The following is a 23,322-nucleotide window of genomic DNA, read 5'->3' as shown; positions in this document are numbered from 1 at the left end:
CCGGGGGCGACGGAACACCAGGAGCGCCCGTGGTCCCCCCTCGTCTCGTCCCCCTGCTCGCCCAGTTCGACTTCGCGTACACGCGGCTGCGCCACCGGCTGGCCGGGCCGGTCATGGACAGCGGCGACGGGACGGACACCCGGGTCGAACCGCTCACCGACGAGGAGTACTTCTGGGAGCCGGTGCCGCGGTGCTGGTCGGTGCGGCGGCGGACGGACGGGCCGGGCGCGCGGGCGACGCTGCTGGCCGGCGCGGGCGACTGGGGGCGGGACGCCGCCGCGTACCCGCATCCCTGGCCGCCGCCGTTCACCACGCTCGCCTGGCGGCTGAGCCACCTCGGCGAGATGCTGGCGCTGCGCGCCGACCACACGGCGGGCTCGCACCGGCTGACCCGCGACGACCACCCGGTCCCGGGCAGTGCCGCCGAAGCGCTCACGGCCCTGGAGGCGGGCGCCTCGGCCTGGCGGCGGGCCCTGCTCGGCGTGGACGACACGGCCCTGGACACCGTCGGGTACTGCACCTATCCGCACGGCGGCGACGCGGAGGAGCCGTTCGCCGACATCGTGTGGTGGGTCAACCAGGAACTGCTGCACCACGGCGCCGAGATCGCCCTGCTGCGCGACCTGCACCGCGACCGGCGGCGCTGAACCGCGGGCGGCCCGGGGCCCCGTGCCCCGGGCCCGCGGTCACTTGCTGACGGCGAAGCGCATCAGGGCGTGCTCGTCGCCCTGCTTGATCTTGCCCGTCACATTGATCACCTCGAGCTTCCAGGAGCCGCCCACGCGCAGCGCCTTGGCCACGGCGCAGCCGTTGTCCTGAGTGAGCAGGCTCGGCCAGATGTCGGCGACCTGCTGGGAGGTTCCGCCGGTCGCGTCGTACACCTTGAAGCTGATGTTGCGCGCCTTCTGGAAGGAGCTGCCCTTCTTGAAGGCGGCGGCCACGAACACGATCGAGGTGATCTGCTGCGGGATCCGGGCGAACTCGACCGTCACCGTCTCGTCGTCGCCGTCACCGCGGCCGGTCTGGTTGTCCCCGCTGTGCACGAGCGAGCCGTTGCCCATCGGGTCCAGCGAGTCCAGGCCCGCCAGACGCACCGGGTCACCGCCCTGCATCGCGACGGCGATCAGGTCGAGGTCGGTGCCGGCCTTGCGGCGCAGCATGCCCATCACGCCGCCGCTGGCGCCCGCGGTGGGGTCCCACGACACTCCGATGGACAGGTGCGTGACCCCGTCCAGGTCCGCCGGGCCGTCTTCCTTCGTCAGCGTAATCATCCGTTGATCATCCTCTGGTCATGCGAATCGCGGTACCCAAAGTGTGCCTGGAGGTTCCGGCGCGCTCGACGGCGGGTCCGCCCCGCCCCGGTTCCTCCCGGATGATGCGGATGGTTCCCCGGCGGCGGGCCCGGTTCCCCCGGGCCGCCGGGAAAATACGGTGCCCCGGTACGCCGCCCCGTGTCAGGCTCCGCCGGTGAACCGTGCCCAGATCTCCCGGCTCGCCCACGCCGGCCATCCGATCGCCGCCCCGCTCGACGACGAGTCCGTACGCCTGCTGCTGGACGGCCTGCTGCCCCGCGCGGAGGCCCGGGTGCTCGACCTCGGCTGCGGGGGCGCCGAGTGGCTGCTGCGCGCCCTGGCCATGCGCCCGCTGCTGCGCGCCGAGGGGGTCGACGTCGCCGCGGAGGCGCTGGACCGCGCCCGCGACGCCGCGCACGCCCGGGGGGTGCGGGACCGGCTGCTCCTGCACCGGGCGGACGCGGCCGCCTTCACCTGCGAGCGCCCGTTCGACGCGGTGCTCAGCGTGGGCGCGACGCATGCCTTCGGCGGACTGCGCGCCACGCTGGCGGCGGCCGGCCGGCACCTGGCCCCGGGCGGGCGCCTGCTGATCGGCGACGGCTTCTGGGAGAACACGCCCTCCGCCGAGGCGGTCGAGATGCTCGGGGACCTCGGCGACCTCCCCGCCGTCCTGGACACCGTCGCCGCCGAGGGCTGGACACCGGTCGGCGGGCACATCAGCTCGCGCCGCGAACTGGACGCCTACGAATGGGCGTGGACCGGCTCGCTGGCCTCCTGGGCGCTGGACCGCCCCGGCGACCCGGACAGCGCCCAGGCGCTCGCGACGGCCGCCGAGCACCGCGAGGGCTGGCTGCACGGCTACCGGGACAGCTTCGGATTCGTCTGCCTGGTGCTGCGCCCGTCCTCCGGCTGAGGAAGCCGGAGGACCGGCGCGGGCGCCGCGCGGCCCGTCAGCCGCGTCGCGCGCAGTGCAGGAAGAGGTGTTCCTCGGGCGGCGCGTCCGGGCCCTCGGGGGCGTACGAGGCCGAGGACTCGGCCAGTACGTCGAAGCCGGCCCCCTCCACCACGGCCCGCAGGCCGGCCCTCGGGTAGCCGGACACCCGGATCGTGCGGCCCAGGAACGGGATCGGGACGTCGTCCGCGTCGGCCTCGACCATCGCCAGGGCGAACAGGCCCCCGGGCGCGAGCAGTTCGCGGATCCAGGTCAGGGCGAGGGGGATCTCCGCGCGGGGCAGCATGAGCAGCGAGAAGAAGGCCGCGGCCGCGTCGAACCGGCCCAGGTCGAGCGGGCCGCCGGGGCGCAGGTCGGCGAGGTCGGCCCGGTGGAAGCGCGCCCCGGGCACCCGCTCACGGGCCAGCTCCACCATGGTGGCCGACAGGTCGACGCCGACGACCTCGAGGCCCGCCCCGGCCAGCCGCCGCGCGGTCGGCACTCCGGTGCCGCAGCCCACGTCCAGGACCCGGGCCCCGGCGGGCAGCGCGGCGATCAGCCGGTCGGTGGCCGCGAGCTGCCCCTCCTTGTGCGGGAACGCCTCGTCGTAGCGGTCGCCGATGGCGTCGAACGCCTCGGCCTGCCCGGTGCGGTCACGCGGCTCGACGCCGTGGCCCGCCTCCGCGGCGGAACTGTCCGTGCGGCTCATCCGATGTCTCCCCCTCGTACCTCGAAGTGCGCCCGGCCGTCCGCCGTCCGGTGCGCACCCGGTGACGTTACCGTCCGGACGGGCCCGTGGCACCGACGACGGCGCCGCGCACGGTACTTGGGACGGCGGGGCGGCGGCCGGAGCGCGCGACGGCGCGGACCGGGGCCGGGGCCTCGGTCCGCGCCGTCGCGCTCGCTCGGGGAGTGCGCCGCCGGGGCGTCAGCGCACGCTGTTCACCTTGCTCAGCGCCTTGGCCAGGCCGTTGGCCCACAACTGGTTGACGCGGGCGCGCTCGTTGGCGTTCGGGTAGCGGTTGGTGCAGGACGGGCCGGGGCCGCCGCCCGACATCAGCTCGCTGCACGGGCCGCTGTAGTGGTCGGGCAGGCCGAGCACGTGCCCGGTCTCGTGCGCGACGACGCGGACCGAGTCGTACTGCTGGTTCTGCGAGTAGTCCAGGAAGATGTAGCCGCGGCCGTGGCCGTCGGTGGAGGCGTAGGACCCGTTCTGCGGGTCGTTGCCCTCGTAGTACGAGAAGTCGGCGCTGCCCGAGGAGGCGGCCAGCTTGACGTTGCTCACGGAGCCGTTCCAGATGGAGGCCGCGCTCGATATCTGCGAGCGGAAGCTCGGCGCCTGGGCGGCGCTGTAGTAGACGGTGACCGACTTCAGGTTGGGGTGCGCGGCCTGCTTCTCGGCGACCGACTTCATGACCGCGTCGAAGAACGCCTGGGGGTCGGCGGTGTGCGCGGCGGTGCCCGTGTACCGGGCGACGGTGGCGGGACCGGAGGTGTCCGGCGCGGCGGCGGCCGGCCCGGCGGTGCCCAGCGCGGCGGAGGCCAGGCCGAGTCCGAGCGCGAGGGCGACGAGTCTGCGGACGGACTTCGTGGACGCGGCGCCGGTGCGGGAGGACGACATGTGGGGGCTCCTACTCGTTCGGTGTGGGGTGTGAACGGTCGGTTGCGGACGAGTCTCGGGCAGGCCAACGCCTCCGGCATGATGGCAACTTGGGATAGCACGGAGCTATCGGGGGCCGACTCGTACGGTTCCGTCGCCATTTGCTCGTCTGGTGCGGCGCCGCCGCCCCGCCCTACGCTCCCCCTCATGGAGCTCGAGGTGAGGCATCTGCGCGTGCTCTGCGCCATCGCCGACACCGGCAGCCTGCACCGGGCCGCCCGTGAACTGGGCATGGCGCAGCCCTCGTTGAGCACCCAGTTGCGCCGGATCGAGCAGACCCTCGGCGGTCAGCTCTTCGTCCGCACGCGCACCGGCTGCCGGCCCACCCCGCTGGGGCGCGCCGTGCTGAGCCGGGCCCGGCCCCTGGTGAGCGAGCTGGCCGCGCTGGTCACCGAGACCCGGGCGGCCGCGGCCCGTGCCGGCGGCCCCCAGTTGCGCATCGGCGCCACGGCCAGCCGCGCCATCCCGGGCTGGCTGCGCCGGCTGCGGGCGCGCACCCCGCGCACCGAGCCGACGCTCCAGATGGACGTCTCCGCCAACTCCCTGCTGCGCATGGTGGCCGCGGGCCGGCTCGACATGGCGTTCGTGCACGAGGTGGAGGGCAGTCCGCTGCGGGTGCCGTCCGGGCTGTGCCTGCGGGTGCTGGTGGAGCGCGAACCGCAGTTCGTGTGCCTCGCCGTCGACCATCCGGCGGCGGCGCGGCACGAGGTGCGGCTGCGCGATCTGGCGGCGGACCGGTGGATGGTGGACTCCACGGTCGACGGGGAGTGGGACGCGCTGTGCCGGGTGCTGCGCGCGGCGGGGCTGCGGCCCGACATGCTGCACGGCGACTACCTCACCGCGTACTCGCTGGCCGCCACCGGCGAGGTGGTGACGGTCAGCCAGCCCACGGCGCGGCCGCGTTCCGACCTCGCCGTCCGGCCCCTCCTCGGCGACCCGATCGGGGTGCGGCTGCTGCTCGCGGCGCGCAGCGAGGACGAACTCGACCGGGGTTACGCGGAGTTGGAGGAGGCGTACTGGGAGGCGGCGCGCCAGGCACCGGCGTACCGGGAGTGGCTGGGCCGTGCGGGCGCGCCCGGCACGGCGGGCGGCGGGGCGGCGGGCGGCGGGGCGGCGGCGGGCGGCGGGGCGGCGGGCGTCACGGGCACCGCCGACGCCGCCGCGGGCACCGGCGCCGTGGACGCCGCCGGTGCCCGCGTACCGCTGTCCTCACCGGCCGCGCTGCCGCGCCCCGACGGGCGCGGCGGGCGACGGGTGCCCGCCGGATGAGAGCGGCGGCGTGGCCCCGTCCGGGCGGCGCGGGTCAGGCGTCCGGGGCCTGTCCGGCGGGCAGTGCCTCGCGCATCGCCCGCGCGGTGGCGGCCGGGTCGTAGCCCTCCGGCACGCCCGCGACCAGGATGATGTCGCCCTCGACATGGCGGGAGCGCAGCGGCGCGATCTCCCGGTAGGCCGGCGAGTCCCACCAGGCCCGCGCCTCGGTGATGCCGGGGAAGCCGATGACCACGACATGGCCGGGCCAGGCGCCCTCCTTCACCTCGTGCGCGGTGGCGTGCACCAGGAAGCGGCCCCCGTACGGCGCGAAGGTGGCGGTGATGCGCTCGATGTACTCGGCGGTCTCCGGGTGCGGCGCGGCGTCGCGCAGATGGGCTATGGCGTAGGCGGTCATGACGTCCTCCGGTCGGTCGCGCCGGTCTCACTGCGTACGCCGGTGATCGTGGCACCGGGTGTGCGGCGGCGTCGATGACCTGGCAGGTAACCGACCCGTGAAATCCCGCGAGGGGGACGGCGCGTCAGCCGGCCGCGTGCGCCGGGCGGGCCTCGCGGCCGCCGGGGTGGCGGTGGCGCCAGACCCAGAAGACCGCGCAGGAGACGACGGCCCAGGCGGCGAGGACCAGGAACGGGAAGGCGTGCTGGTGCCCGGCGAAGTAGACGGCCGTGTGCTGGGCGTTCACCGAGGCGCCGGGTGGCAGCCAGCGGCCGATCTCGCCGAGCGGGGACGGCAGCAGCGGCCAGGAGACGGCGCCGCCGGAGGAGGGGTTGCCGAGCAGCACCATCAGTCCCCAGGTCGGCAGCATGGCCCAGCGTCCGAACAGGGTGTTGAACATCGAGAAGACCATCCCGGAGGCGAACATCGTGAGCGCCAGGATCAGCCAGGACTCGACGAACGGCAGGTCGAGGGCGCCGAGCAGCCAGTCCACCACGGCGGCGATCACGAAGCCGCCGAGCAGCGCGTAGGCGACGGTGAAGGCGATGCGCTCGGCCGGGTTGAGCGCCCGCGCGTGGACGCTGAGCTGGATGGCGCCGACGAAGCCGATGATCACCGCGGCGAGGGAGATGTAGAAGATCGCGAGACCGCGCGGGTCGCCGTGCTGGAGCGGTTTGAGGTCGCGGACGGTGACCTGGACGCCGGTGGCCCGCCCCACCTGCTGTGCGGCCTCCTCCAGCACCTGGGCGACCGTGGCGCCCGAGGCGCCGGACACGTCGAGCAGGACGGTGCGCCGGTCGGGCGGGACGTCGAGCACGGCGAAGACCCGCTGGTCGTCCACGGCGGTCCGGGCCTCGGCGGCGGTGGCGTAGGGGTGCAGCTTCAGGGAGGCGGACAGCGCCTTCTCCATGCCGGTGACGAAGCGGCGGCTCTCCGGCGTGTCGTGGTGGCCGACGACCGCGGTGGGAATGGTGTGCGGGGTGGGGTCGGCCATGGCGTAGGTGTAGGAGCCGGCGAAGAGCCCGGCCGCCGCGGCGAGGATCAGCGTCAGGACGGTCGCGGGCAGGAACGGGGACTTCCGGAACGCGGCCCAGCGCTCGGCGGGGGTGGGGGGCCGGCCGTGCCCACCGTGCGGCAATTCGGACATGACGCCCACGCTAGGTCATCCTGCGGTGACTCCTCTCGTCGAGTCCCGTCGAGTCCCGTCGAGCGCGACCGGTCCGGCGCGGCGCGGCCCCGGCGCGAGGCGCCCCACGGGCCGCAGCCACGGGCCGCACCCGGACCGCGCGGAAGGCCGGAGGATCCGCGCCCGCAGGCGCCCCACGGCACACTTTTTACGGCCTTCCGCGGCCCCATACCGGACAAAAACGTGCGATTTGGCGGGATGCCGGACCCTGCCCGACCATGGGCCTGCCCGGCGATCCCGGGTGCCGCCCGGCGGATCCCGGGCACTGTCCGACGAGAGGCGCACCACCCCATGCACGTCCCCGGGACCGTCCCGCAGCCGGCCACGGCCGCGCGGGAGACCCCCGCGGCCCCCGCTCCCGCCGGGACCACTCCCACGGGCGAAGGGGCTCCCTCCCCCGGCAGGCACGCCCGCCGCTTCGGTCTGCCGGTCGCCACCGCCCTGGTCATGGGCAACATCATCGGCGGCGGCATCTTCCTGCTCCCGGCGTCCGTCGCCCCGTACGGCACGGTCAGCCTGGTCGCCTTCGGCGTCCTGACCGCCGGGGCCGTGGCCCTCGCGCTGGTCTTCGGCCGGCTCGCCCAGCGCGATCCGCGCACCGGCGGGCCCTACGTCTACGCCCGTGAGGCCTTCGGCGACTTCGCGGGCTTCCTCGCGGCCTGGGCGTACTGGATCACCACCTGGGTGTCGAACGCCGCGCTCGCCGTCGCCGCGGTCGGCTATCTGGACGTACTGATCCCGGTGAACGGCCACCGCTGGACCGCGTGCCTGGCCGCGCTCGCCCTCCAGTGGCTGCCCGCGCTCGCCAACTTCGCGGGCACCCGCTACGTGGGGGCGGTGCAGGTGGTCTCGACGGTGCTGAAGCTGGTTCCGCTGCTGCTGGTCGCGATCGGCGGGCTGTTCTTCTTCGACCCGCGCAACCTCGGCCCCTTCCACGCCGTCGGCGGCAGCGCGGTCGGCGCGGTCTCCGCCTCCGCCGCGCTGCTGCTCTTCTCCTACCTGGGCGTGGAGTCGGCCGCGGTCAGCGCGGGCGAGGTCAGGAACCCCCGGCGCAACGTCGGCCGGGCCACCGTCATCGGCACCACCGGCGCGGCCCTCGTCTATCTGCTGGGCACGCTGTCCGTCTTCGGCACGGTCGCGCACAGCCGTCTGGTGGAGTCCGGCGCCCCCTTCTCGGACGCCGTGAACGCCATGTTCGGCGGTTCCTGGGGCGGCTGGGCCGTGGCGCTGGCCGCCCTGGTGTCGATGACCGGCTGCCTCAACGGCTGGACCCTGCTGAGCGCCCAGACACCGTACGCCGCCGCCCGGGACGGGCTGTTCCCGGCGGCCTTCGCACGGCGCCGACGCGGGGTGCCGACCTTCGGGGTGGGCGTCACCGTGGTCCTCGCCTCGCTGCTCACCGTCTACAACTACGCCTCCGGCTCGGCCGGGGTCTTCCGGGTCCTCGTCCTCGTCACCACGTTCACCGCGACCGTGCCCTATCTGCTGGCCACGGCCGCGCAGATCTTCCACCTGGTCTCCGGGCACCGCGACCGGGTGGACCGGGGCCGTCTGGTGCGGGACGGCGTGGTCGCCTCGGTGGCCGCCGCCTTCTCGCTGTGGCTCGTCGCGGGCGCGGGCTACGCCGCCGTGTACCAGGGGGTGCTGTTCCTGTTCGCGGGTGTCCTCGTGTACGCGGTGATGGCGGCCCGCCGCTCCCGGGCGGCCTGAGCCGGACCCGCCCGGCCCGGCCGGGACACGCGGCGCGTCGGGGGTCCGGCGCCACCAGCGCGTACCGGCGGGCCGCGCTGGTTATGTTGAGGGCGAGCGGTACGTCCCGGCGGCTGCGCCGGTCCCGAGCACCGGAAGGTGGCACGATGCCCAGCACGTCCTCCCCGCACCCCGACACGTCCGCCCTCGCCGACCTCTACCGCGACCTGCACGCCCATCCCGAACTCGCCTTCTGCGAGCACCGCACCACGCAGATCGCCGCCGGCCGGCTGCGCGGCGCCGGGTACGAGACCGCCACCGGGATCGGCGGCACCGGCGTCGTCGGTGTGCTGCGCAACGGCGAGGGGCCCGTCGTGGCCCTGCGCGCCGACATGGACGCCCTGCCCGTGGAGGAGCGCACGGGCCTGCCCTACGCCAGCTCCGCGCGGGCCACCGACGGGGACGGCAACGCGGTGCCCCTGATGCACGCCTGCGGCCACGACGTGCACGTCAGCTGTCTGCTGGGCGCCGCGGCGGCGCTCGCCGCGGACCGCGCCTCCTGGCGGGGCACGCTGCTGCTGGTGCTCCAGCCCGCGGAGGAGGTCGGCCGGGGCGCGCAGGCGATGATCGACGACGGGCTGTTCGAGCGGTTCGCCCGGCCGCGGGTCGTCCTCGGCCAGCACGTGGCGCCGCTGCCCGCCGGGTACGTGGGGCTGCACGCCGGGCCCGCGTTCGCCGCGTCCGACTCGCTGCGCGTCGTGCTGCACGGCAGCGGCGGCCACGGGTCCCGGCCCGAGGCGTGTGTCGACCCGGTCGTCATGGCCGCGGCGACGGTGCTGCGGCTCCAGGGCATCGTCGCCAGGGAGATCGCGGGGACCTCCACCGCGGTGGTCACCGTGGGCGCCCTGCACGCCGGGAACAAGCCCAACGTCATCGCGGACCGCGCCGAGCTGCTGCTGAGCGTGCGCACCTTCGAACCCGCGGTGCGCACCGCGGTCCTGGCGGCCGTGGAGCGGATCGTCCGGGCCGAGGCCGCCGCCTCGGGCGCGCCGCGTGATCCGGAGATCTCGTGCACCGAGTCGTTCCCGGCGGTCGTCAACGACCCCGAGGCGTCCGCGCTGACCCGGCGGGCGCTCGCGGGGGCGCTGGGCGAGACGCGGGTGGTCGATCCGGGGCCGGCCACCGGCAGCGAGGACATCGGTGTGCTGGCCGCGGCCGCCGGGGCGCCCTGCGTCTACTGGCTGCTGGGCGGCGCCGACCCGGCGGCCTTCGCCGCGGCCCGCACCTTCGATGAACTGGCCCGGATCGCCCACGACCTGCCGTCCAACCACTCGCCGCTCTTCGCGCCGGTCGTCGAACCGACCCTGCGCACGGGCGTCACCACGCTGACCGCCGCCGCCCGCGCCTGGCTGGCCGGCGGCGGGGACGCCGGGGACCGCTGAGGTAGGGCCGCCGCCGCGCGGGGCCGCCGGCTCAGGCCAGATAGCCGTCCGGGCGGACGGCGAAGGTGTCGCCCAAAGACGCCCCGTAGGCCGCATGGGCGTGGCCGTCCACGTCGGTCACGTACGCGCCGCCCTGCCCGGGGCCGGGCCGCTCTTCGGGGCGCAGTACGGCGTAGGTGTGCGGCTCCCCCACCGGGGCGTCGGCGCCGAAGACGAGGCGGGTGGGGTGCGGGCCCCGGAACAGGTCGAAGAGCCGCACCCGGGCGCCGGTCGCGTCCAGGACCGGGGCGTCGGGCGCCCGGTCGCCGGTGACCAGGTGGCCGGTGGCGCCGGGGGCGCGGTAGGTGATGTCGAGGCCGTAGTTCTCCTCGCCGCGCCGGTAGGCGTCCTCGCGGCCCTCGGTGTAGCGCTTCAGCAGCGCGGTGGTGGCGCCGAGGACGCGCGCCGCGACGGCGCGCCGCTCGCGCTCGTAGCCGTCGAGGTCGTGTCCGGCGGCCAGCCGCCAGCCGAGGTTGTAGGCGTCCTGGACACCGGTGTTCATGCCCTGGCCGCCGGTCGGCGGGTGGACGTGCGCGGCGTCGCCGGCCAGGAAGACCCGGCCGGAGCGGTAGCGGTCGGCGAGGCGCACATTGGGCCGCCACACCGTCGACCAGCCGTGTCCGGTGAGGCGCACGCCCGCCGAGAACCGGTCCAGCGCCGCCTGCATGGTGGTGAGCGAGGCGTCGTCGCCCGTGCCGAGCCGGGTGACGAACTGGAACATGCCGGTGCCCGGCAGCGGCGACAGGCCGACGCCCTCCGCCGGGTCGTCGCCCGCGGCGAACCAGTGGCCGAAGGCCGGGTCGAGGTCCGGGGCGCGCACATCGCCGATCAGCATGCGGAACGTCTCGTCGGTGGTGCCGGGGAAGGCCACGCCGATCGCCTTGCGCACGAAGCTGGCGCCGCCGTCGGCGCCGACCAGGTGGTCCGCCCGGTCGCTCTCGCCGGTGGAGAGCCGGGCGGTCACCCCGTCGGCGTCCTGCTCCAGGCCCACCAGCGCGGTGCCCGACTCGACCCGCACACCGAACTCGGCGAGCCGGGCGCGCAGGATGCCCTCCAGCTGGGACTGGCCGAGGACCCAGGGGTTGGGGTACGGCACGTCGGGGCGCGGCTCGCGCGGTTCGAACATCCGGCGTTCGCCCACGGTGCGGCCGTCGAGGTGGACGCGGATCGGGGCGGGCGGCGCGCCCTCCTTCAGGACGGCCTCCAGTACGCCGAGGTCGTCGAGGACCTCCAGGGTGCGGGGCTGGATGCCGTCGCCGCGCGATCCGGCGAAGAACTCCCGGGCCTTGTCGACGATCCGCACCTCCACTCCGCGCCGCGCCAGGTCGATGCCGAGGGTCAGTCCGGTGGGTCCGGCGCCGACGATGAGAACCCGCATACTGAATCTCCATTCACTGAATTCAAATTCACTCTGGGGGCTGCTAGCGTGCCCTGTCAAGGTCACGAGGAGAGTGGCGTGAAACGTTCGGTACAGGCGGCCGAGACCAGAGAGGCGCTGATCGCGGCGGCCAAGCGGCTGTTCACCACGCGCGGGTACCTGAACACCAAGATCACCGACATCACGGCCGAGGCCGGGCGCTCGGCGGGCTCCTTCTACAACCACTTCGCGGGCAAGCAGGAGCTGCTGGAGGCCCTGCTCGCGGAGGTCTCGGCGGCCGGCGACCGCACCGCGGACACCGCGGAGCACAAAGCGGACTTCACCGACCCGGACGCGATCCGCTTCCATGTCGCCGCCTATGTGCGGGTGTACCGGGAGCACGCCGCCACCCTGCTCGCACTGCACCAGGCGTCCCTGGTCAGCGAGGAACTGGCCGCGACCCTGCGGCACTGGCGGCGCGCCCAGCTCGACGACCTGCGCGGTCACCTCCGCCACGTCTCCGACCTCCCGGCCTCCCCCGAGGCCACCCTCACCCTGCTGGCCGCGACGTTCGACAGCGTCACCCAGCCGTGGTCCGACCTCCCCGAGGGCGAGGCCGTGGAGGCCGTCACCCGGTTCGCCTACCGGGCGCTCAACGGCCGGGACGTGCCCGCCCCGCGGGAGTCCTGAGGGCGCACGGCGAGGGGGCGCCGCCCGCCGTTCCCGGCCGGTCGGCGCCCCCTCGTCCGCGCGGGCGCGTGGCGGGTCAGCCCACCTCGATCAGCAGGTCGCCGCCCTCCACCTGCTGGATGCGGTTGATGGCGAGCCGGCGCACCCGGCCGGCGCGCGGGGCCGTGATCGCGGCCTCCATCTTCATCGCCTCGATGGTGGCCACCATCGCCCCGGCCGCCACCTCCTCGCCCTCGGCGACCGCCAGTGTGACCACCCCGGCGAACGGCGCCGCGACATGGCCCGGATCGCCGCGGTCCGCCTTCTCCGTCACCGGGACGTCGGAGGCGGCGGCGGTGTCGCGCACCTGGACCGGGCGGAGCTGGCCGTTGAGCGAGGACATCACCGTGCGCATACCGCGCTCGTCCGCCTCGCCGACCGCCTGGAGCTCGATCAGCAGCCGGACGCCCGGTTCGAGATCGACGGCGTACTCCGTGGCGGGGCGCAGCCCGTAGAAGAAGTCCTTGCTGTCCAGCACGCTGGTGTCGCCGTAGGTCTGGCGGTGCTGTTCGAAGGCGCGCGTCGGGCCGGGGAACAGGAGCCGGTTGAGGGTGGCACGCCGGTTCTTGTCCAGGCCCTCGCGGTCCTCGGCGCTCAGCTCGGCGACGGTCCTGGCCTCGGCGCGGCCCTGGAGCGCCTTGGTGCGGAAGGGTTCGGGCCAGCCGCCGGGCGGGGTGCCCAGCTCGCCGCGGAGGAAGCCGATGACGGAGTCGGGGATGTCGAACCGGTCCGGGGTCCGCTCGAAGTCCGCCGGGTCGACCCCGGCGCCCACCAGGTGCAGGGCGAGGTCGCCGACCACCTTGGAGGACGGTGTGACCTTGACGAGGCGGCCCAGGATGCGGTCGGCGGCCGCGTACATCGCCTCGATGTCCTCGAAGCGGTCGCCGAGGCCGAGGGCGACCGCCTGGGTGCGCAGGTTGGAGAGCTGGCCGCCGGGGATCTCGTGGTGGTAGACGCGCCCGGTCGGCGCGGCGAGGCCCGCCTCGAAGGGCGCGTAGATCCTGCGGACGCCCTCCCAGTACGGCTCCAGGTCGCCGACGGCCTTCAGGTCCAGGCCGGTGGGCCGCTCGGAGTGGTCGGTGGCGGCCACGAGCGCCGTCAGCGACGGCTGGGAGGTGGTGCCGGCCATGGAGGCGACCGCGCCGTCCACCGCGTCGACGCCCGCCTGCGCCGCGGCCAGGTAGGTGGCGAGCTGGCCGCCCGCCGTGTCGTGGGTGTGCAGATGGACCGGGAGGCCGAACTCGCGGCGCAGGGCCGTGACCAGGGTGGCCGCGGCGGGGGCCCGCAGCAGTCCGGCCATGTCCTTGACGGCCAGGACGTGCGCGCCCGCCTCGACGATCCGCTCGGCCAGCCGCAGGTAGTAGTCCAGGGTGTAGAGGCGCTCGGCGGGGTCGGACAGGTCGGCCGTGTAGCACAGGGCGACCTCGGCGACGGCAGTCCCGGTCTCCCGCACGGCGTCGATGGCCGGGCGCATCTGGCCGACGTCGTTGAGCGCGTCGAAGATGCGGAAGATGTCGATGCCGGTGGCCGCCGCCTCCTGGACGAAGGCGTCGGTGACCTCGGTCGGGTACGGGGTGTACCCCACGGTGTTGCGGCCGCGCAGCAGCATCTGGAGGCAGATGTTGGGCACCGCCTCGCGCAGCGCGGCCAGCCGTTCCCAGGGGTCCTCGGCGAGGAAGCGCAGCGCGACGTCGTAGGTGGCGCCGCCCCAGCACTCCAGGGAGAGCAGTCCGGGCAGGGTATGAGCCACGGCGGGCGCGGCGGCCAGCAGGTCCTTGGTGCGCACCCGGGTGGCCAGCAGGGACTGGTGGGCGTCGCGGAAGGTGGTGTCGGTGACGCCGAGTCCGGGCGACTCGCGCAGCCGGCGGGCGAAGCCCTCGGGGCCGAGTTCGACCAGCCGCTGCCGGGAGCCGGCCGGCGGCTCGCCGGCGGGCAGCGGCGGCAGCTTGGTGACCGGGTCGACGGTCTCGGGCCGCTCGCCGTGCGGCTTGTTGACCGTCACGTCCGCGAGATAGGTGAGCAGTTTGGTGCCGCGGTCGGCGGAGGAGCGGGCGGTGAGCAGGTGCGGGCGCTGCTCGATGAACGAGGTGGTGACCTGCCCGGCCTGGAAGTCCGGGTCGTCCAGGACGGCCTGGAGGAAGGGGATGTTGGTGGCGACCCCGCGGATGCGGAACTCGGCCACCGCGCGCCGGGCCCGGCCGATCGCGGCCTTGAAGTCCCGTCCCCGGCAGGTCAGTTTGACCAGCATGGAGTCGAAGTGGGCGCTGATCTCCGTCCCGGCGTGCGTGGTCCCGCCGTCCAGCCGGATGCCGGAGCCGCCCGGGGAGCGGTAGGCGCTGATCCGCCCGGTGTCGGGCCGGAAGCCGTTGGCCGGGTCCTCGGTGGTGATGCGGCACTGCAGGGCCGCGCCCCGCAGCCGCACGGTGTCCTGGGAGAGACCGAGGTCGGCCAGGGTCTCCCCGGCGGCGATGCACAGCTGGGCCTGGACCAGGTCGACGTCCGTGACCTCCTCGGTCACCGTGTGCTCGACCTGGATGCGCGGGTTCATCTCGATGAAGACATGGCGGCCCTCGCGGTCGAGGAGGAACTCCACGGTGCCCGCGTTGCGGTAGCCGATCTCGCGGGCGAAGCGCACCGCGTCGGCGCAGATCCGCTCCCGCAGCTCCGGGTCCAGGTTCGGCGCGGGGGCCAGCTCGATGACCTTCTGGTGGCGGCGCTGCACCGAGCAGTCGCGCTCGAAGAGGTGGATGACCTCGCCGGTGGAGTCGGCGAGGATCTGCACCTCGATGTGGCGCGGTTCGACGACGGCCTTCTCCAGGAAGACGGTCGGGTCGCCGAAGGCGGAGGCGGCCTCGCGGGAGGCGGCCTCGATGGACTCGCGCAGCGTCGCCGGGCTCTCGACCCGGCGCATCCCGCGCCCGCCGCCGCCCGCGACGGCCTTGACGAACACCGGGAACCCGACGTCCTCGGCGGCGCGGACGAGTTCGTCGATGTCCGTGGAGGGGGCGCAGGAGCCGAGCACCGGTACCCCGGCCGCCCGCGCGGCGGCCACCGCGCGGGCCTTGTTCCCGGTGAGTTCGAGGGTGTCGGCGTCCGGTCCGACGAAGGCGATGCCCGCCCGCTCGCAGGCGCGCGCCAGTTCCGGGTTCTCGGACAGGAACCCGTAGCCCGGGTAGACGGCGTCGGCACCGGCCCGGCGCGCCGCCGCGACGATCTCCTCCACGGAGAGGTAGGCCCGCACCGGGTGCCCCGGCTCGCCGATCTCGTAGGCCTCGTCGGCCTTCAGCCGGTGCAGGGAGTTGCGGTCCTCGTGCGGGAAGACGGCGACGGTGCGCGCCCCCAGTTCATATCCGGCGCGGAACGCGCGAATGGCGATCTCGCCGCGGTTGGCGACCAGTACCTTGCGGAACATCCTGGATCCCTTCGGCCTGCCGGTGACGAGGACCATGGTGTCGGTCACCTCCGCGCCGTGCCATATGAACCGGGCCACTCGTCGTGATCTGTCGCGCCGATACGCCCGACGGGCCGTCAGAAGGCCCCCGCCGCTGCCGTTGTGTCGCGCGTTGCCCGCGGAATTGTCCTTGATCGGTAACAGCGGGATCCTCGGGGGCCCTCCGGCCGTCATCCAGGGTGCAGGGCAACACGGCGACGGCGAGAAGCGGAGCGGGACATGGTGCGGCACGGTGGCGGACGGGGTTGGCACGGGCGGGTGCTGGCGGCGGCTCTCGGGGTGACCGCGGTGGCCGCCGCGACCTCGGTGTGGACCGCGCAGGCCGACCCGACGGGCGGTCACTCCTCCCACGCGGACGCCTCGGCGAACCCGGCGGCGGGCGAGCAGGGCAAGGCCGCGAAGGTGGCGGTGACCATAGCGCACGCCTCGGACAAGGGTGACCGGGGCGTGAACATCACCATCGACGACGGCCCCGACCCGCACTGGACGCCCAAGGTGCTGGAGGTGCTGCGGGAGTACGACGTCAAGGCCACCTTCTGCATGGTCGGCACGCAGGCCAAGGCCTACCCCGACATGGTCAAGGCGGTGGTGGCCGCCGGGCACCGGCTGTGCGACCACACGGTGTCCCACGACACCTCCATGGACCACAAGCCGGAGTCCTACCAGTCGCAGCAGATCCTCGACGCCGAGAAGATGATCACGGACGCTTCCGGGGGCGTCCGGCCGATGTACTACCGGGCGCCGGGCGGCGCGTTCACCCCCTACAGCCGCCAGCTGGCCGCGGGCCGGGGGATGCGGCCGCTGGGCTGGAACGTGGACACCAAGGACTTCGAGCGCCCCGGCACCGCGGCCATCGTCGCCACCGTCAAGCGGGAGCTGCACAACGGGCCGACCGTCCTCTTCCACGACGCGGGCGGGGACCGCTCCCAGACCGTGGCCGCGCTGCGCGAGGTCCTGCCCTGGCTGAAGCAGCAGGGCTACTCCTTCGGCTTCCCGGTGCGCTGACCCCGCCCCGGCCGTCTCAGCTCCCCGGGCCCCCGGGGACCGGTCCGTCCGCCCCGCCGCCCCGGCCACCGGCCAGGGCGGCGACCGTCACCGCGGCCCAGCCCAGCGCTGTCACGACCGCGCCGGCCCGGCGGACCCGGCTGCCCGAGCCGGTGCCGAACAGCACCGCGTCACCGACGTCGGAGGCGATCCGTACGGCGGTCGCGGTGACCAGGGCCGGGCCGCGCGGGGCGAGCAGCATGGCCAGCCCGGAGGCGGCGTCGCGCCAGGCCAGCGGACGCAGGGCCGTGGCCGTGTGCGGATGGGTGTTCCCCGCCGGGTCCACCAGCCCCACGGGCCGGGCCAGCCAGCCGGGCCGGTACGCCGCCACGGCTCCGTAGGCAGCCGTCACCGCCCCGACCGTACGCAGCAGTCCTGTACGCACCGACACACCTCCACCGAGCAGGAAAACACCTCTTGCGTGAAATGCCTTGCATGAGCGACCGGAACTTCTTGTCCTGATTCCTGCGCATACATACCCGTTGGGGCTTCTTTGGGTGCACAGTGGAGGGAGTACTACCCCCAACAGGAGGCGGCCATGATCCTCGTCGGCGTCATTCTGCTCATCGTCGGCTTCGTCACCGGCATCTCGATCCTGTGGACCATCGGCATCGTCCTGGCCGTGATCGGCGCGGTGCTGTGGATCCTGGGAGCCATGGGGCACGCGGTGGCGGGCCATCGCCACTACTGGTGACCGGCCCGGCAGCGCCTCGACGTCACCCGGACCTCATGTCACCCGTACGGGAGTGGTCTATTCCGTGCGGGGCGGGGTAACCGGACAATCGGAAGAGCAGTAACACAGTGTGACAGTTTGAGGCAACCATATGGCCATCCCGCTTAGGCAGAAGGCGTCGGATGAGCCGGACCGGTACGGGAGCACGCCCGCAGCGCTGCGCTGGGACGTCCGCTGGGACAGTGGCGCGATCAGCGCCGCCGAAGCCCGAGCGGCTGTCGGCGGGTTCCTGGACCACGTCCGTGTCACCGGCCGCACAACCGTCCCCGACCGCGTGGCACAGGACGCGCAACTGGTGGTCAGCGAGCTGATCACCAACGCGGTACGGCACGCCCCAGGCCCCTGCGGGCTGTGCCTGGAAGCGGAGCCCCGCACCGGGCTCGTGCGGATCAGCGTGTGGGACACCTCCCCCCGGCCGCCCCGGCCCCGCCCGCCGGACGGGCGCCGGGTGGGCGGTCACGGGCTGGAGATCGTCGAAGCGCTCAGCCACAGCCTGACGGTCACCGACCGTGAGAGCGGGAAGGAGATCACCGCCCAGTTGCTGCTGCCCGCGCCGTCCCGCGAGCAGTGAACCGGCGGCCCGCGCCAGCGGATGCGTCACCCGGACGGGCGGGCCATGCTGGAAGAGAACGAGCCGTGAAGGAGTACGCGATGGGCATGATGGACAAGCTCAAGGGGCTGCTCAAGGGACACGAGGAGCAGGCCGGCAAAGGCATCGACAAGGGCGGCGACTACGTCGACCAACGCACCCAGGGCAAGTACAGCGGCCAGGTGGACACGGCCCAGGACAAGCTCCGGGGACAGCTCGGCGACCAGGGCCGGGACACCGGCGAGCCGCCGCGCTGACCCCTTGGCCCGTCCCGGCCCCGGCGTGATCACCCGCGGGTGATCACGCCGGGGCCGTTCCTCGCGTCACGGCCGCCGGGCGACGGGTCCCGCTCAGGGGACGCGGGCGACTCCGGCGTAGATGCCGCTGCCCTCGGGCTGCGGCGCGGGAGCGTCCTTGACCCACTCGGTGGCCGTCACCAGACCCGGCTCCACGAGTTCCAGACCGTCGAAGAAACGGGCGACCTCCGCGCGGGTACGGAAACCGAGGCGGATGCCGCCCTTGGCGTACTCGGCGGTGACCTGCTCGGCCAGCTCCGGGTAGAGGTCGGACGCCGCGTGGGACAGCACCAGGTGGCTGCCGGAGGGGAGCGCGGCCACCAGCTCGCGGACGATGCCGTGGGCGTCCTGGTCGTCGGGGACGAAGTGCATCAGCGCGATCAGCGAGAGGACCACGGGACGCTCGAAGTCCAGTATCCGCCGGGCGTGTTCGAGGATCTGGTCCGGGTGGCGCACATCGGCCTGGATGTAGTCGGTGACGCCCTCGGGGCGGCTGACGAGCAGCGCCTCCGCGTGCCGCAGCACGATCGGGTCGTTGTCGGTGTAGACGATCCTGGCGGTCGGGACGGTGCGCTGGACGATCTGGTGCAGGTTGGGCTCGGTGGGGATACCCGTGCCGACGTCGAGGAACTGGTCCAGGCCGCGCCCGGCGAGCCAGGCGGCGGCGCGGTTCATGAACGCCCGGTTCTGCCGGGCCGCGTCATGGGCCTCGGGGGGCAGCTGGCGGCCGACGGCCTCGTCCACGGGGTAGTTGTCCTTGCCGCCGAGCAGCCAGTCGTACACCCGGGCGGGATGGGCCTTGCTGGTGTCTATCGTCGGGGTGGACGGGAGATCGGGGGTACCGGTGGCCATGCGGACTCCGTCGTGCGAGTGGAACGGGCAAGGGGTGTCGATCACCGCAGTCTCGCACACCGTTTCGCCTGCTGATAAGGGCAGTTGCCGAAGGGCGGCGGCCGCACGCGGGCAGCACGGCCGGGGCGGGCGGAAGCGGCGGAAGCGGCCGCCGGGGGCGCGTACGGCCCCCCTTCTCCTCTCCGCCGGGCCGCCGGGACGGCTCAGTCGGGCCGCCGCCCGTGCACACGATGCGGTTCGGCGTCGGCCCACTTGACCTCCAGGCCGAGTCCGGGCCGCCCCTGGTCGGGCCGCAGGGCTCCGCCGACGGGCGGGAGCGTGCCGTCGAACACCAGGCGCTCGAAGCGCACATGGTCGTGGAAGTACTCCAGGTGCCGCAGCCGCCGCACCGCGCAGAAGGCGTGGGCGGAGACCGCGGGGGCGCAGTGCGCCGAGAGGTCCAGGTGCCGGGCCGCCGCGAGCCCCGCCGCCTCCAGCAGGCCCGTGATGCCGCCGCAGCGGGTGACGTCGGCCTGGAGGCAGTCCACCGCGGCGCCGTCGACGAGAGCGGCGAAGTCCCCGGTGGTGTAGGCGTACTCCCCCGCGGCGATCTCCAGCCGCGCCGGTCCGCGGTCGCGCAGCATCCGCAGCCCCTCGGTGTCCGGTGAGCCGACCGGCTCCTCGAACCAGCGCACGTCCCACTCGTCGTGGAAGCGGTGCGTCCAGTACAGCGCCTCCTTCCGGCCCAGCGCGCCGTTGGCGTCGGCGAGCAGCGCGGGCGCGTCGCCGATCGCCCGGCGGACCGCGGTCAGCCGCGGCGGATCCTGCTCGGGGTGGCGCGAGGTCTTCAGCTTCACCCGGGGGATGCCCTGCTCCACCCAGCCGGCGAGCTGGTCCGCGAGGCGGTCCTCGGGGTAGTTGGTGAAGCCGCCGCTGCCGTAGACCGGGACGCGGTCGTGGTGGACGGGCAGGACCTGGACGAGCGGCAGGTCCAGCAGGCGGGCCTTGAGGTCCCACAGGGCGATGTCGGCGGCGGACAGGGCCATGGCGCCCACGCCGGGCTGACCGGCGTTGCGCATCCGCCGCCCCATCGGCTCCCACAGCGCGGCCGGTGCGGTCGCGTCCCGGCCGGTCAGCAGCGGGGCGAGGACGCCGGACAGGAAGACGGCGACCGACACGTCCCCGTAGGTGTAGCCGATGCCGGTCCGGCCGCCCGCGTGCACCCGGACCAGGACCATCGTGGTCGAGTGCCACTCCAGGGTGCCGTCCTGCTCGGCGCCGCCGGGCCCGTCGGTGGACAGCTCGAAGGCGTGGACGTCGACGGCGTCGATCGGCTCGGACACCATGGCTGACTCCTTCGGACCGGCTGCTCGTGGGCGGCTTGCGCCGGGCTGGGCGTGTGACCCGGCAGCGGGGAGTCAAACCCGCGTCCGCGACACACCGCCGGGTCACCCCTGGGGCGGAACCTCCGCGGCAGCCGGCCCAAGCCCCGCATGAGGCGCCCCGCGGGCGGGACGGATGAACCGCTGGAGGGCGCCATGACACAGATTCACCCCGGCCTGGACGAGCCGCGGCACCGGACCCGTCCGCCCCGCGGCCGTACGGGCGAGCGGATCCGGGACTACCTGACCACGACGGATCACAAGAAGATCGGCAATCTCTATCTGGTCACCGCGTTCTGCTTCTTCCTGGCCGCCGGGGTCATGGCGATGCTGATGCGGGCGGAGCTGGCCCGGCCGGGGCTCCAGATCATGAACACCGACCAGTACAACCAGCTGTTCACGCTGCACGGCACGATCATGATGCTGCTGTTCGCGACGCCCACCTTCGCCGGGTTCGCCAACGCCGTGATGCCGTTGCAGATCGGCGCGCCGGACGTCGCCTTCCCCCGGCTGAACGCCCTCACCTACTGGTTCTTCCTGTTCGGCGGGCTCACCGTGGTGTCCGGGTTCGCGGTCGACCTGGGCGCCGCGCCCTTCGGCTGGTTCGCGTACGCGCCGCTGACCAGCTCCGTGCACAGCCCCGGGCACGGCGGCGACCTGTGGGCGATGGGGCTGGTGGTCGCGGGGCTGAGCACCACGCTGGGTGCGGTGAACTTCATCTCCACCGTGCTGTGCCTGCGCGCGCCGGGCATGACCATGTTCCGGATGCCGATCTTCACCTGGAACGTGCTGTTCACCTCGATCCTGGTGCTGCTGTCCTTCCCGGTGCTGACCGCGGCGCTGCTGGCGCTGGAGGCCGACCGCAGGTTCGGGGCGCACATCTACGACCCCGCGAACGGCGGCGCGCTGCTGTGGCAGCACCTGTTCTGGTTCTTCGGCCATCCGGAGGTCTACATCGTGGCGCTGCCGTTCTTCGGGGTGGTCACGGAGATCATCCCGGTCTTCAGCCGCAAACCGGTGTTCGGCTATGCGGGCATGGTGGGCGCGACCATCGCGATCACCATGCTGTCGGCGACGGTATGGGCCCACCACATGTTCGCCACGGGCGGGGTGCTGCTGCCGTTCTTCTCGATGCTGTCGTTCCTGATCGCCATCCCGACCGGGGTGAAGTTCTTCAACTGGATCGGGACGATGTGGAAGGGCAGCCTGTCCTTCGAGACGCCGATGCTCTGGTCGCTCGGCTTCATGGTCACCTTCCTTCTGGGCGGGCTCAGCGGAGTGCTGATCGCCTCCCCGCCGCTGGACTTCCACCTGACCGACAGCTACTTCATCGTCGCCCATCTGCACTACGTGCTCTTCGGCACGATCGTCTTCGCGACCTTCGGCGGGCTCTACTTCTGGTGGCCCAAGCTCACCGGCAGGCTGCTCGACGAACGGCTGGGGAAGTTCCACTTCTGGACGCTCTTCACCGGCTTCCAGACGACCTTCCTGGTCCAGCACTGGCTCGGCGAGATCGGCATGCCCCGGCGCTACGCCGACTACCTCGCGGCCGACGGGTTCACGGCGCTGAACACCGTCTCCTCGATCGGCGCCTTCCTGATCGGCCTGTCCACCCTCCCGTTCCTGTACAACGTGTGGCGCACCGGCCGGTACGGCGCGCGGGTGGACCTCGACGACCCGTGGGGCTACGGCCGCTCCCTGGAGTGGGCGACCTCCTGCCCGCCGCCCCGGCACAACTTCACCGCGCTGCCGCGCATCCGCTCCGACTCCCCCGCCTTCGACCTGCACCACCCCGAGGTGCTGCGGGAGCTGCCGGCCACCGGGCGCGGGAGCACGGAGCCCACCCCCGACCCCCGGGAGGGGGGGAGCTGATGAAGTCCGAGGCCCTTCTCTTCGCCGGCGTGGCGGTGTTCTTCCTGCTCACCGACACGGCCTACATCTGGTTCGCGCGCGAGCCGGCGGGGATCGCCGCCCTCACGGTGTCCTGCCTCATGTCCGCTGTGATCGCCTTCTTCTGCCTGGTCAACCACCGCCGCAAGGGGCAGCGCCCGGAGGACCGCCCGGCCGGTGAGATCCGGGAGCGGGCCGGACGCGTCGACTTCTTCCCGCCGCACAGCGGGCACCCGGTGGTCACCGCCGCCGGGGTGACGCTCTGCGCGATCGGCGTCGTCTACGGCCTGTGGCTCTTCCTGATCGGCTTCGGCGTCCTCGCGGCCGGAGTGATCGGCATGACGCTCGCGTACGTGGGCCGCCAGGGCGGCTGACGTCTTCCTGAGGGGCTACGGCGTCATATCTACGCCCGAATTGGGGTATAAAAGGCGTATAAGTCACCCATACAGGGGAACCCCTACGTGACGTAAAGACCCCCTTTTCGGAGAGGAGACGACAGCGATGTCGTATCCACACCGCTCCAGTGACGTGGGCACCCACCATCCGGAGATGATGGGCTCGCATCCCGAGATCGCGGAGATGCGGGAACGGCTCGAACGCACCGCGTCGAGCGGTCCGGCGATGGCCGTCGAAGGCCTCATCGTCCTGGCCGGCCTGTACGCCGCGATCTCTCCCTGGGTCGTGCACTTCGCGATCCAGCCCGCCATCACCGTCAACAACCTGATCGTCGGGATCACCGTCGGCATCATCGGGCTCGGTCTGGCACTGGCACCGGAACGCATGTTCCGGCTGGCCTGGGCGCTCGTGCCACTCGGCGTGTGGCTGTTCATCTCCCCCTGGGTGGTGACCCTCACCCACGGCGCACGGGCGGGCATCATCTGGAACAACTGCTGGGTCGGGGCGGTCATCGCCGCGCTGGGCCTCGCGGCCATGGGGCTGACCATCGGCGTGGCACGCCGGGGCCGCACCCACCGCTGACACCGCCGGCCCGGGGATGCGCCGTGCCCGCACGCAGCCGAGCGGGCACGGCGCACCGACGGCACCGCCCCGCCTCACTCCCGCCCCCGCCGCTCCGG

Annotated in this window: 23 protein-coding genes; 13 read left to right on the top strand and 10 right to left on the bottom strand. The window is 73.7% G+C overall.

Features of this window, described 5'->3' with window-relative positions; genetic code table 11:
• Positions 1-29: 29 nt before the first annotated feature.
• Positions 30-647, top strand: a complete 618-nt coding sequence (locus A8713_RS30120; protein WP_064536885.1) for a DinB family protein — start codon at positions 30-32, stop codon at positions 645-647.
• A 39-nt stretch (positions 648-686) separates the two neighbouring features.
• Here the strand turns inward: A8713_RS30120 and A8713_RS30115 are convergent, their stop codons facing one another.
• The gene (locus A8713_RS30115) at positions 687-1,271 is read right to left on the bottom strand and encodes a TerD family protein (protein WP_018569872.1); all 585 of its coding nucleotides are present in this window, start codon (positions 1,269-1,271) and stop codon (positions 687-689) included.
• A 196-nt stretch (positions 1,272-1,467) separates the two neighbouring features.
• Between A8713_RS30115 and A8713_RS30110 the strand changes: the two genes are divergently transcribed.
• The gene (locus A8713_RS30110) at positions 1,468-2,205 is read left to right on the top strand and encodes an SAM-dependent methyltransferase (protein ID WP_064536884.1); all 738 of its coding nucleotides are present in this window, start codon (positions 1,468-1,470) and stop codon (positions 2,203-2,205) included.
• 37 nt (positions 2,206-2,242) lie between these two features.
• Here A8713_RS30110 and A8713_RS30105 read toward each other — a convergent pair whose 3' ends face one another.
• On the bottom strand, positions 2,243-2,932 hold the full coding sequence (locus tag A8713_RS30105; protein WP_064536883.1) for a class I SAM-dependent DNA methyltransferase: 690 nt from the start codon (positions 2,930-2,932) through the stop codon (positions 2,243-2,245).
• 219 nt (positions 2,933-3,151) lie between these two features.
• Positions 3,152-3,844, bottom strand: a complete 693-nt coding sequence (gene snpA, locus A8713_RS30100) for a snapalysin (protein WP_064536882.1) — start codon at positions 3,842-3,844, stop codon at positions 3,152-3,154.
• A gap of 186 nt (positions 3,845-4,030) precedes the next feature.
• Between snpA and A8713_RS30095 the strand changes: the two genes are divergently transcribed.
• Positions 4,031-5,152 (top strand): LysR family transcriptional regulator, encoded by a 1,122-nt coding sequence (locus tag A8713_RS30095; protein WP_064536881.1) that lies wholly within the window; start codon positions 4,031-4,033, stop codon positions 5,150-5,152.
• Positions 5,153-5,186: 34 nt separating this feature from the next.
• Here the strand turns inward: A8713_RS30095 and A8713_RS30090 are convergent, their stop codons facing one another.
• The gene (locus tag A8713_RS30090; RefSeq protein WP_064536880.1) at positions 5,187-5,549 is read right to left on the bottom strand and encodes a DUF1330 domain-containing protein; all 363 of its coding nucleotides are present in this window, start codon (positions 5,547-5,549) and stop codon (positions 5,187-5,189) included.
• A gap of 124 nt (positions 5,550-5,673) precedes the next feature.
• Positions 5,674-6,735, bottom strand: a complete 1,062-nt coding sequence (locus A8713_RS30085; RefSeq protein WP_173860932.1) for an ABC transporter permease — start codon at positions 6,733-6,735, stop codon at positions 5,674-5,676.
• Positions 6,736-7,065: 330 nt separating this feature from the next.
• Between A8713_RS30085 and A8713_RS30080 the strand changes: the two genes are divergently transcribed.
• A complete protein-coding gene (locus A8713_RS30080) occupies positions 7,066-8,484 on the top strand; it encodes an amino acid permease (protein WP_064536879.1) in 1,419 nt (472 codons plus the stop codon).
• 146 nt (positions 8,485-8,630) lie between these two features.
• Complete coding sequence (locus A8713_RS30075; protein WP_064536878.1) at positions 8,631-9,905, top strand: amidohydrolase; 1,275 nt, start codon at positions 8,631-8,633, stop codon at positions 9,903-9,905.
• Between the two features lie 31 nt (positions 9,906-9,936).
• On the opposite strand, the gene A8713_RS30070 is transcribed toward A8713_RS30075, so the two are convergent.
• The gene (locus A8713_RS30070) at positions 9,937-11,322 is read right to left on the bottom strand and encodes an FAD-dependent monooxygenase (RefSeq protein WP_064536877.1); all 1,386 of its coding nucleotides are present in this window, start codon (positions 11,320-11,322) and stop codon (positions 9,937-9,939) included.
• Between the two features lie 78 nt (positions 11,323-11,400).
• Between A8713_RS30070 and A8713_RS30065 the strand changes: the two genes are divergently transcribed.
• The gene (locus tag A8713_RS30065; RefSeq protein ID WP_064536876.1) at positions 11,401-11,991 is read left to right on the top strand and encodes a TetR/AcrR family transcriptional regulator; all 591 of its coding nucleotides are present in this window, start codon (positions 11,401-11,403) and stop codon (positions 11,989-11,991) included.
• Positions 11,992-12,067: 76 nt separating this feature from the next.
• On the opposite strand, the gene A8713_RS30060 is transcribed toward A8713_RS30065, so the two are convergent.
• Complete coding sequence (locus A8713_RS30060; RefSeq protein WP_107440840.1) at positions 12,068-15,442, bottom strand: pyruvate carboxylase; 3,375 nt, start codon at positions 15,440-15,442, stop codon at positions 12,068-12,070.
• 258 nt (positions 15,443-15,700) lie between these two features.
• Between A8713_RS30060 and A8713_RS30055 the strand changes: the two genes are divergently transcribed.
• Entirely contained in the window at positions 15,701-16,486 is a 786-nt protein-coding gene (locus tag A8713_RS30055) for a polysaccharide deacetylase family protein (protein ID WP_064536875.1), read from the top strand.
• Between the two features lie 16 nt (positions 16,487-16,502).
• Here the strand turns inward: A8713_RS30055 and A8713_RS30050 are convergent, their stop codons facing one another.
• Positions 16,503-16,910 carry a hypothetical protein gene (locus tag A8713_RS30050; protein ID WP_079159300.1) on the bottom strand — a complete coding sequence of 136 codons (408 nt, stop codon included), beginning with the start codon at positions 16,908-16,910 and terminating at the stop codon, positions 16,503-16,505.
• Positions 16,911-17,063: 153 nt separating this feature from the next.
• On the opposite strand from A8713_RS30050, the gene A8713_RS33900 reads away from it, so the two are divergent.
• From A8713_RS33900 to A8713_RS30040, 3 genes are all read left to right on the top strand, one after another.
• Positions 17,064-17,219, top strand: coding sequence for a DUF6131 family protein (locus A8713_RS33900; RefSeq protein ID WP_173860931.1), 156 nt, complete (start codon positions 17,064-17,066; stop codon positions 17,217-17,219).
• 130 nt (positions 17,220-17,349) lie between these two features.
• The gene (locus tag A8713_RS30045; protein ID WP_064536873.1) at positions 17,350-17,829 is read left to right on the top strand and encodes an ATP-binding protein; all 480 of its coding nucleotides are present in this window, start codon (positions 17,350-17,352) and stop codon (positions 17,827-17,829) included.
• A gap of 80 nt (positions 17,830-17,909) precedes the next feature.
• A complete protein-coding gene (locus tag A8713_RS30040; RefSeq protein WP_064536872.1) occupies positions 17,910-18,104 on the top strand; it encodes an antitoxin in 195 nt (64 codons plus the stop codon).
• Between the two features lie 93 nt (positions 18,105-18,197).
• Here the strand turns inward: A8713_RS30040 and A8713_RS30035 are convergent, their stop codons facing one another.
• Positions 18,198-18,995: an SAM-dependent methyltransferase gene (locus A8713_RS30035; RefSeq protein ID WP_064536871.1), complete on the bottom strand. Its 798-nt coding sequence runs from the start codon at positions 18,993-18,995 to the stop codon at positions 18,198-18,200.
• Between the two features lie 203 nt (positions 18,996-19,198).
• Positions 19,199-20,320, bottom strand: coding sequence for an enolase C-terminal domain-like protein (locus A8713_RS30030; protein ID WP_064536870.1), 1,122 nt, complete (start codon positions 20,318-20,320; stop codon positions 19,199-19,201).
• Positions 20,321-20,512: 192 nt separating this feature from the next.
• Between A8713_RS30030 and ctaD the strand changes: the two genes are divergently transcribed.
• The 3 genes from ctaD (at position 20,513) to A8713_RS30015 (ending at position 23,224) form a co-directional block, all read left to right on the top strand.
• Positions 20,513-22,228, top strand: coding sequence for an aa3-type cytochrome oxidase subunit I (gene ctaD, locus A8713_RS30025; RefSeq protein ID WP_064536869.1), 1,716 nt, complete (start codon positions 20,513-20,515; stop codon positions 22,226-22,228).
• Entirely contained in the window at positions 22,228-22,620 is a 393-nt protein-coding gene (gene ctaF / locus A8713_RS30020) for an aa3-type cytochrome oxidase subunit IV (RefSeq protein WP_064536868.1), read from the top strand. Before ctaD ends, ctaF begins: the two co-directional genes overlap by 1 nt.
• 127 nt (positions 22,621-22,747) lie before the next feature.
• Positions 22,748-23,224, top strand: coding sequence for an SPW repeat protein (locus A8713_RS30015; protein ID WP_173860930.1), 477 nt, complete (start codon positions 22,748-22,750; stop codon positions 23,222-23,224).
• Positions 23,225-23,322: the final 98 nt, after the last annotated feature.

The sequence above is a fragment of the Streptomyces sp. SAT1 genome, assembly GCF_001654495.1.
Lineage (GTDB): Bacteria > Actinomycetota > Actinomycetes > Streptomycetales > Streptomycetaceae > Streptomyces > Streptomyces andamanensis.
The sequence above is the reverse complement of the archived record's forward strand: the minus strand, read 5'-3'. Positions and strand labels throughout refer to the sequence as shown.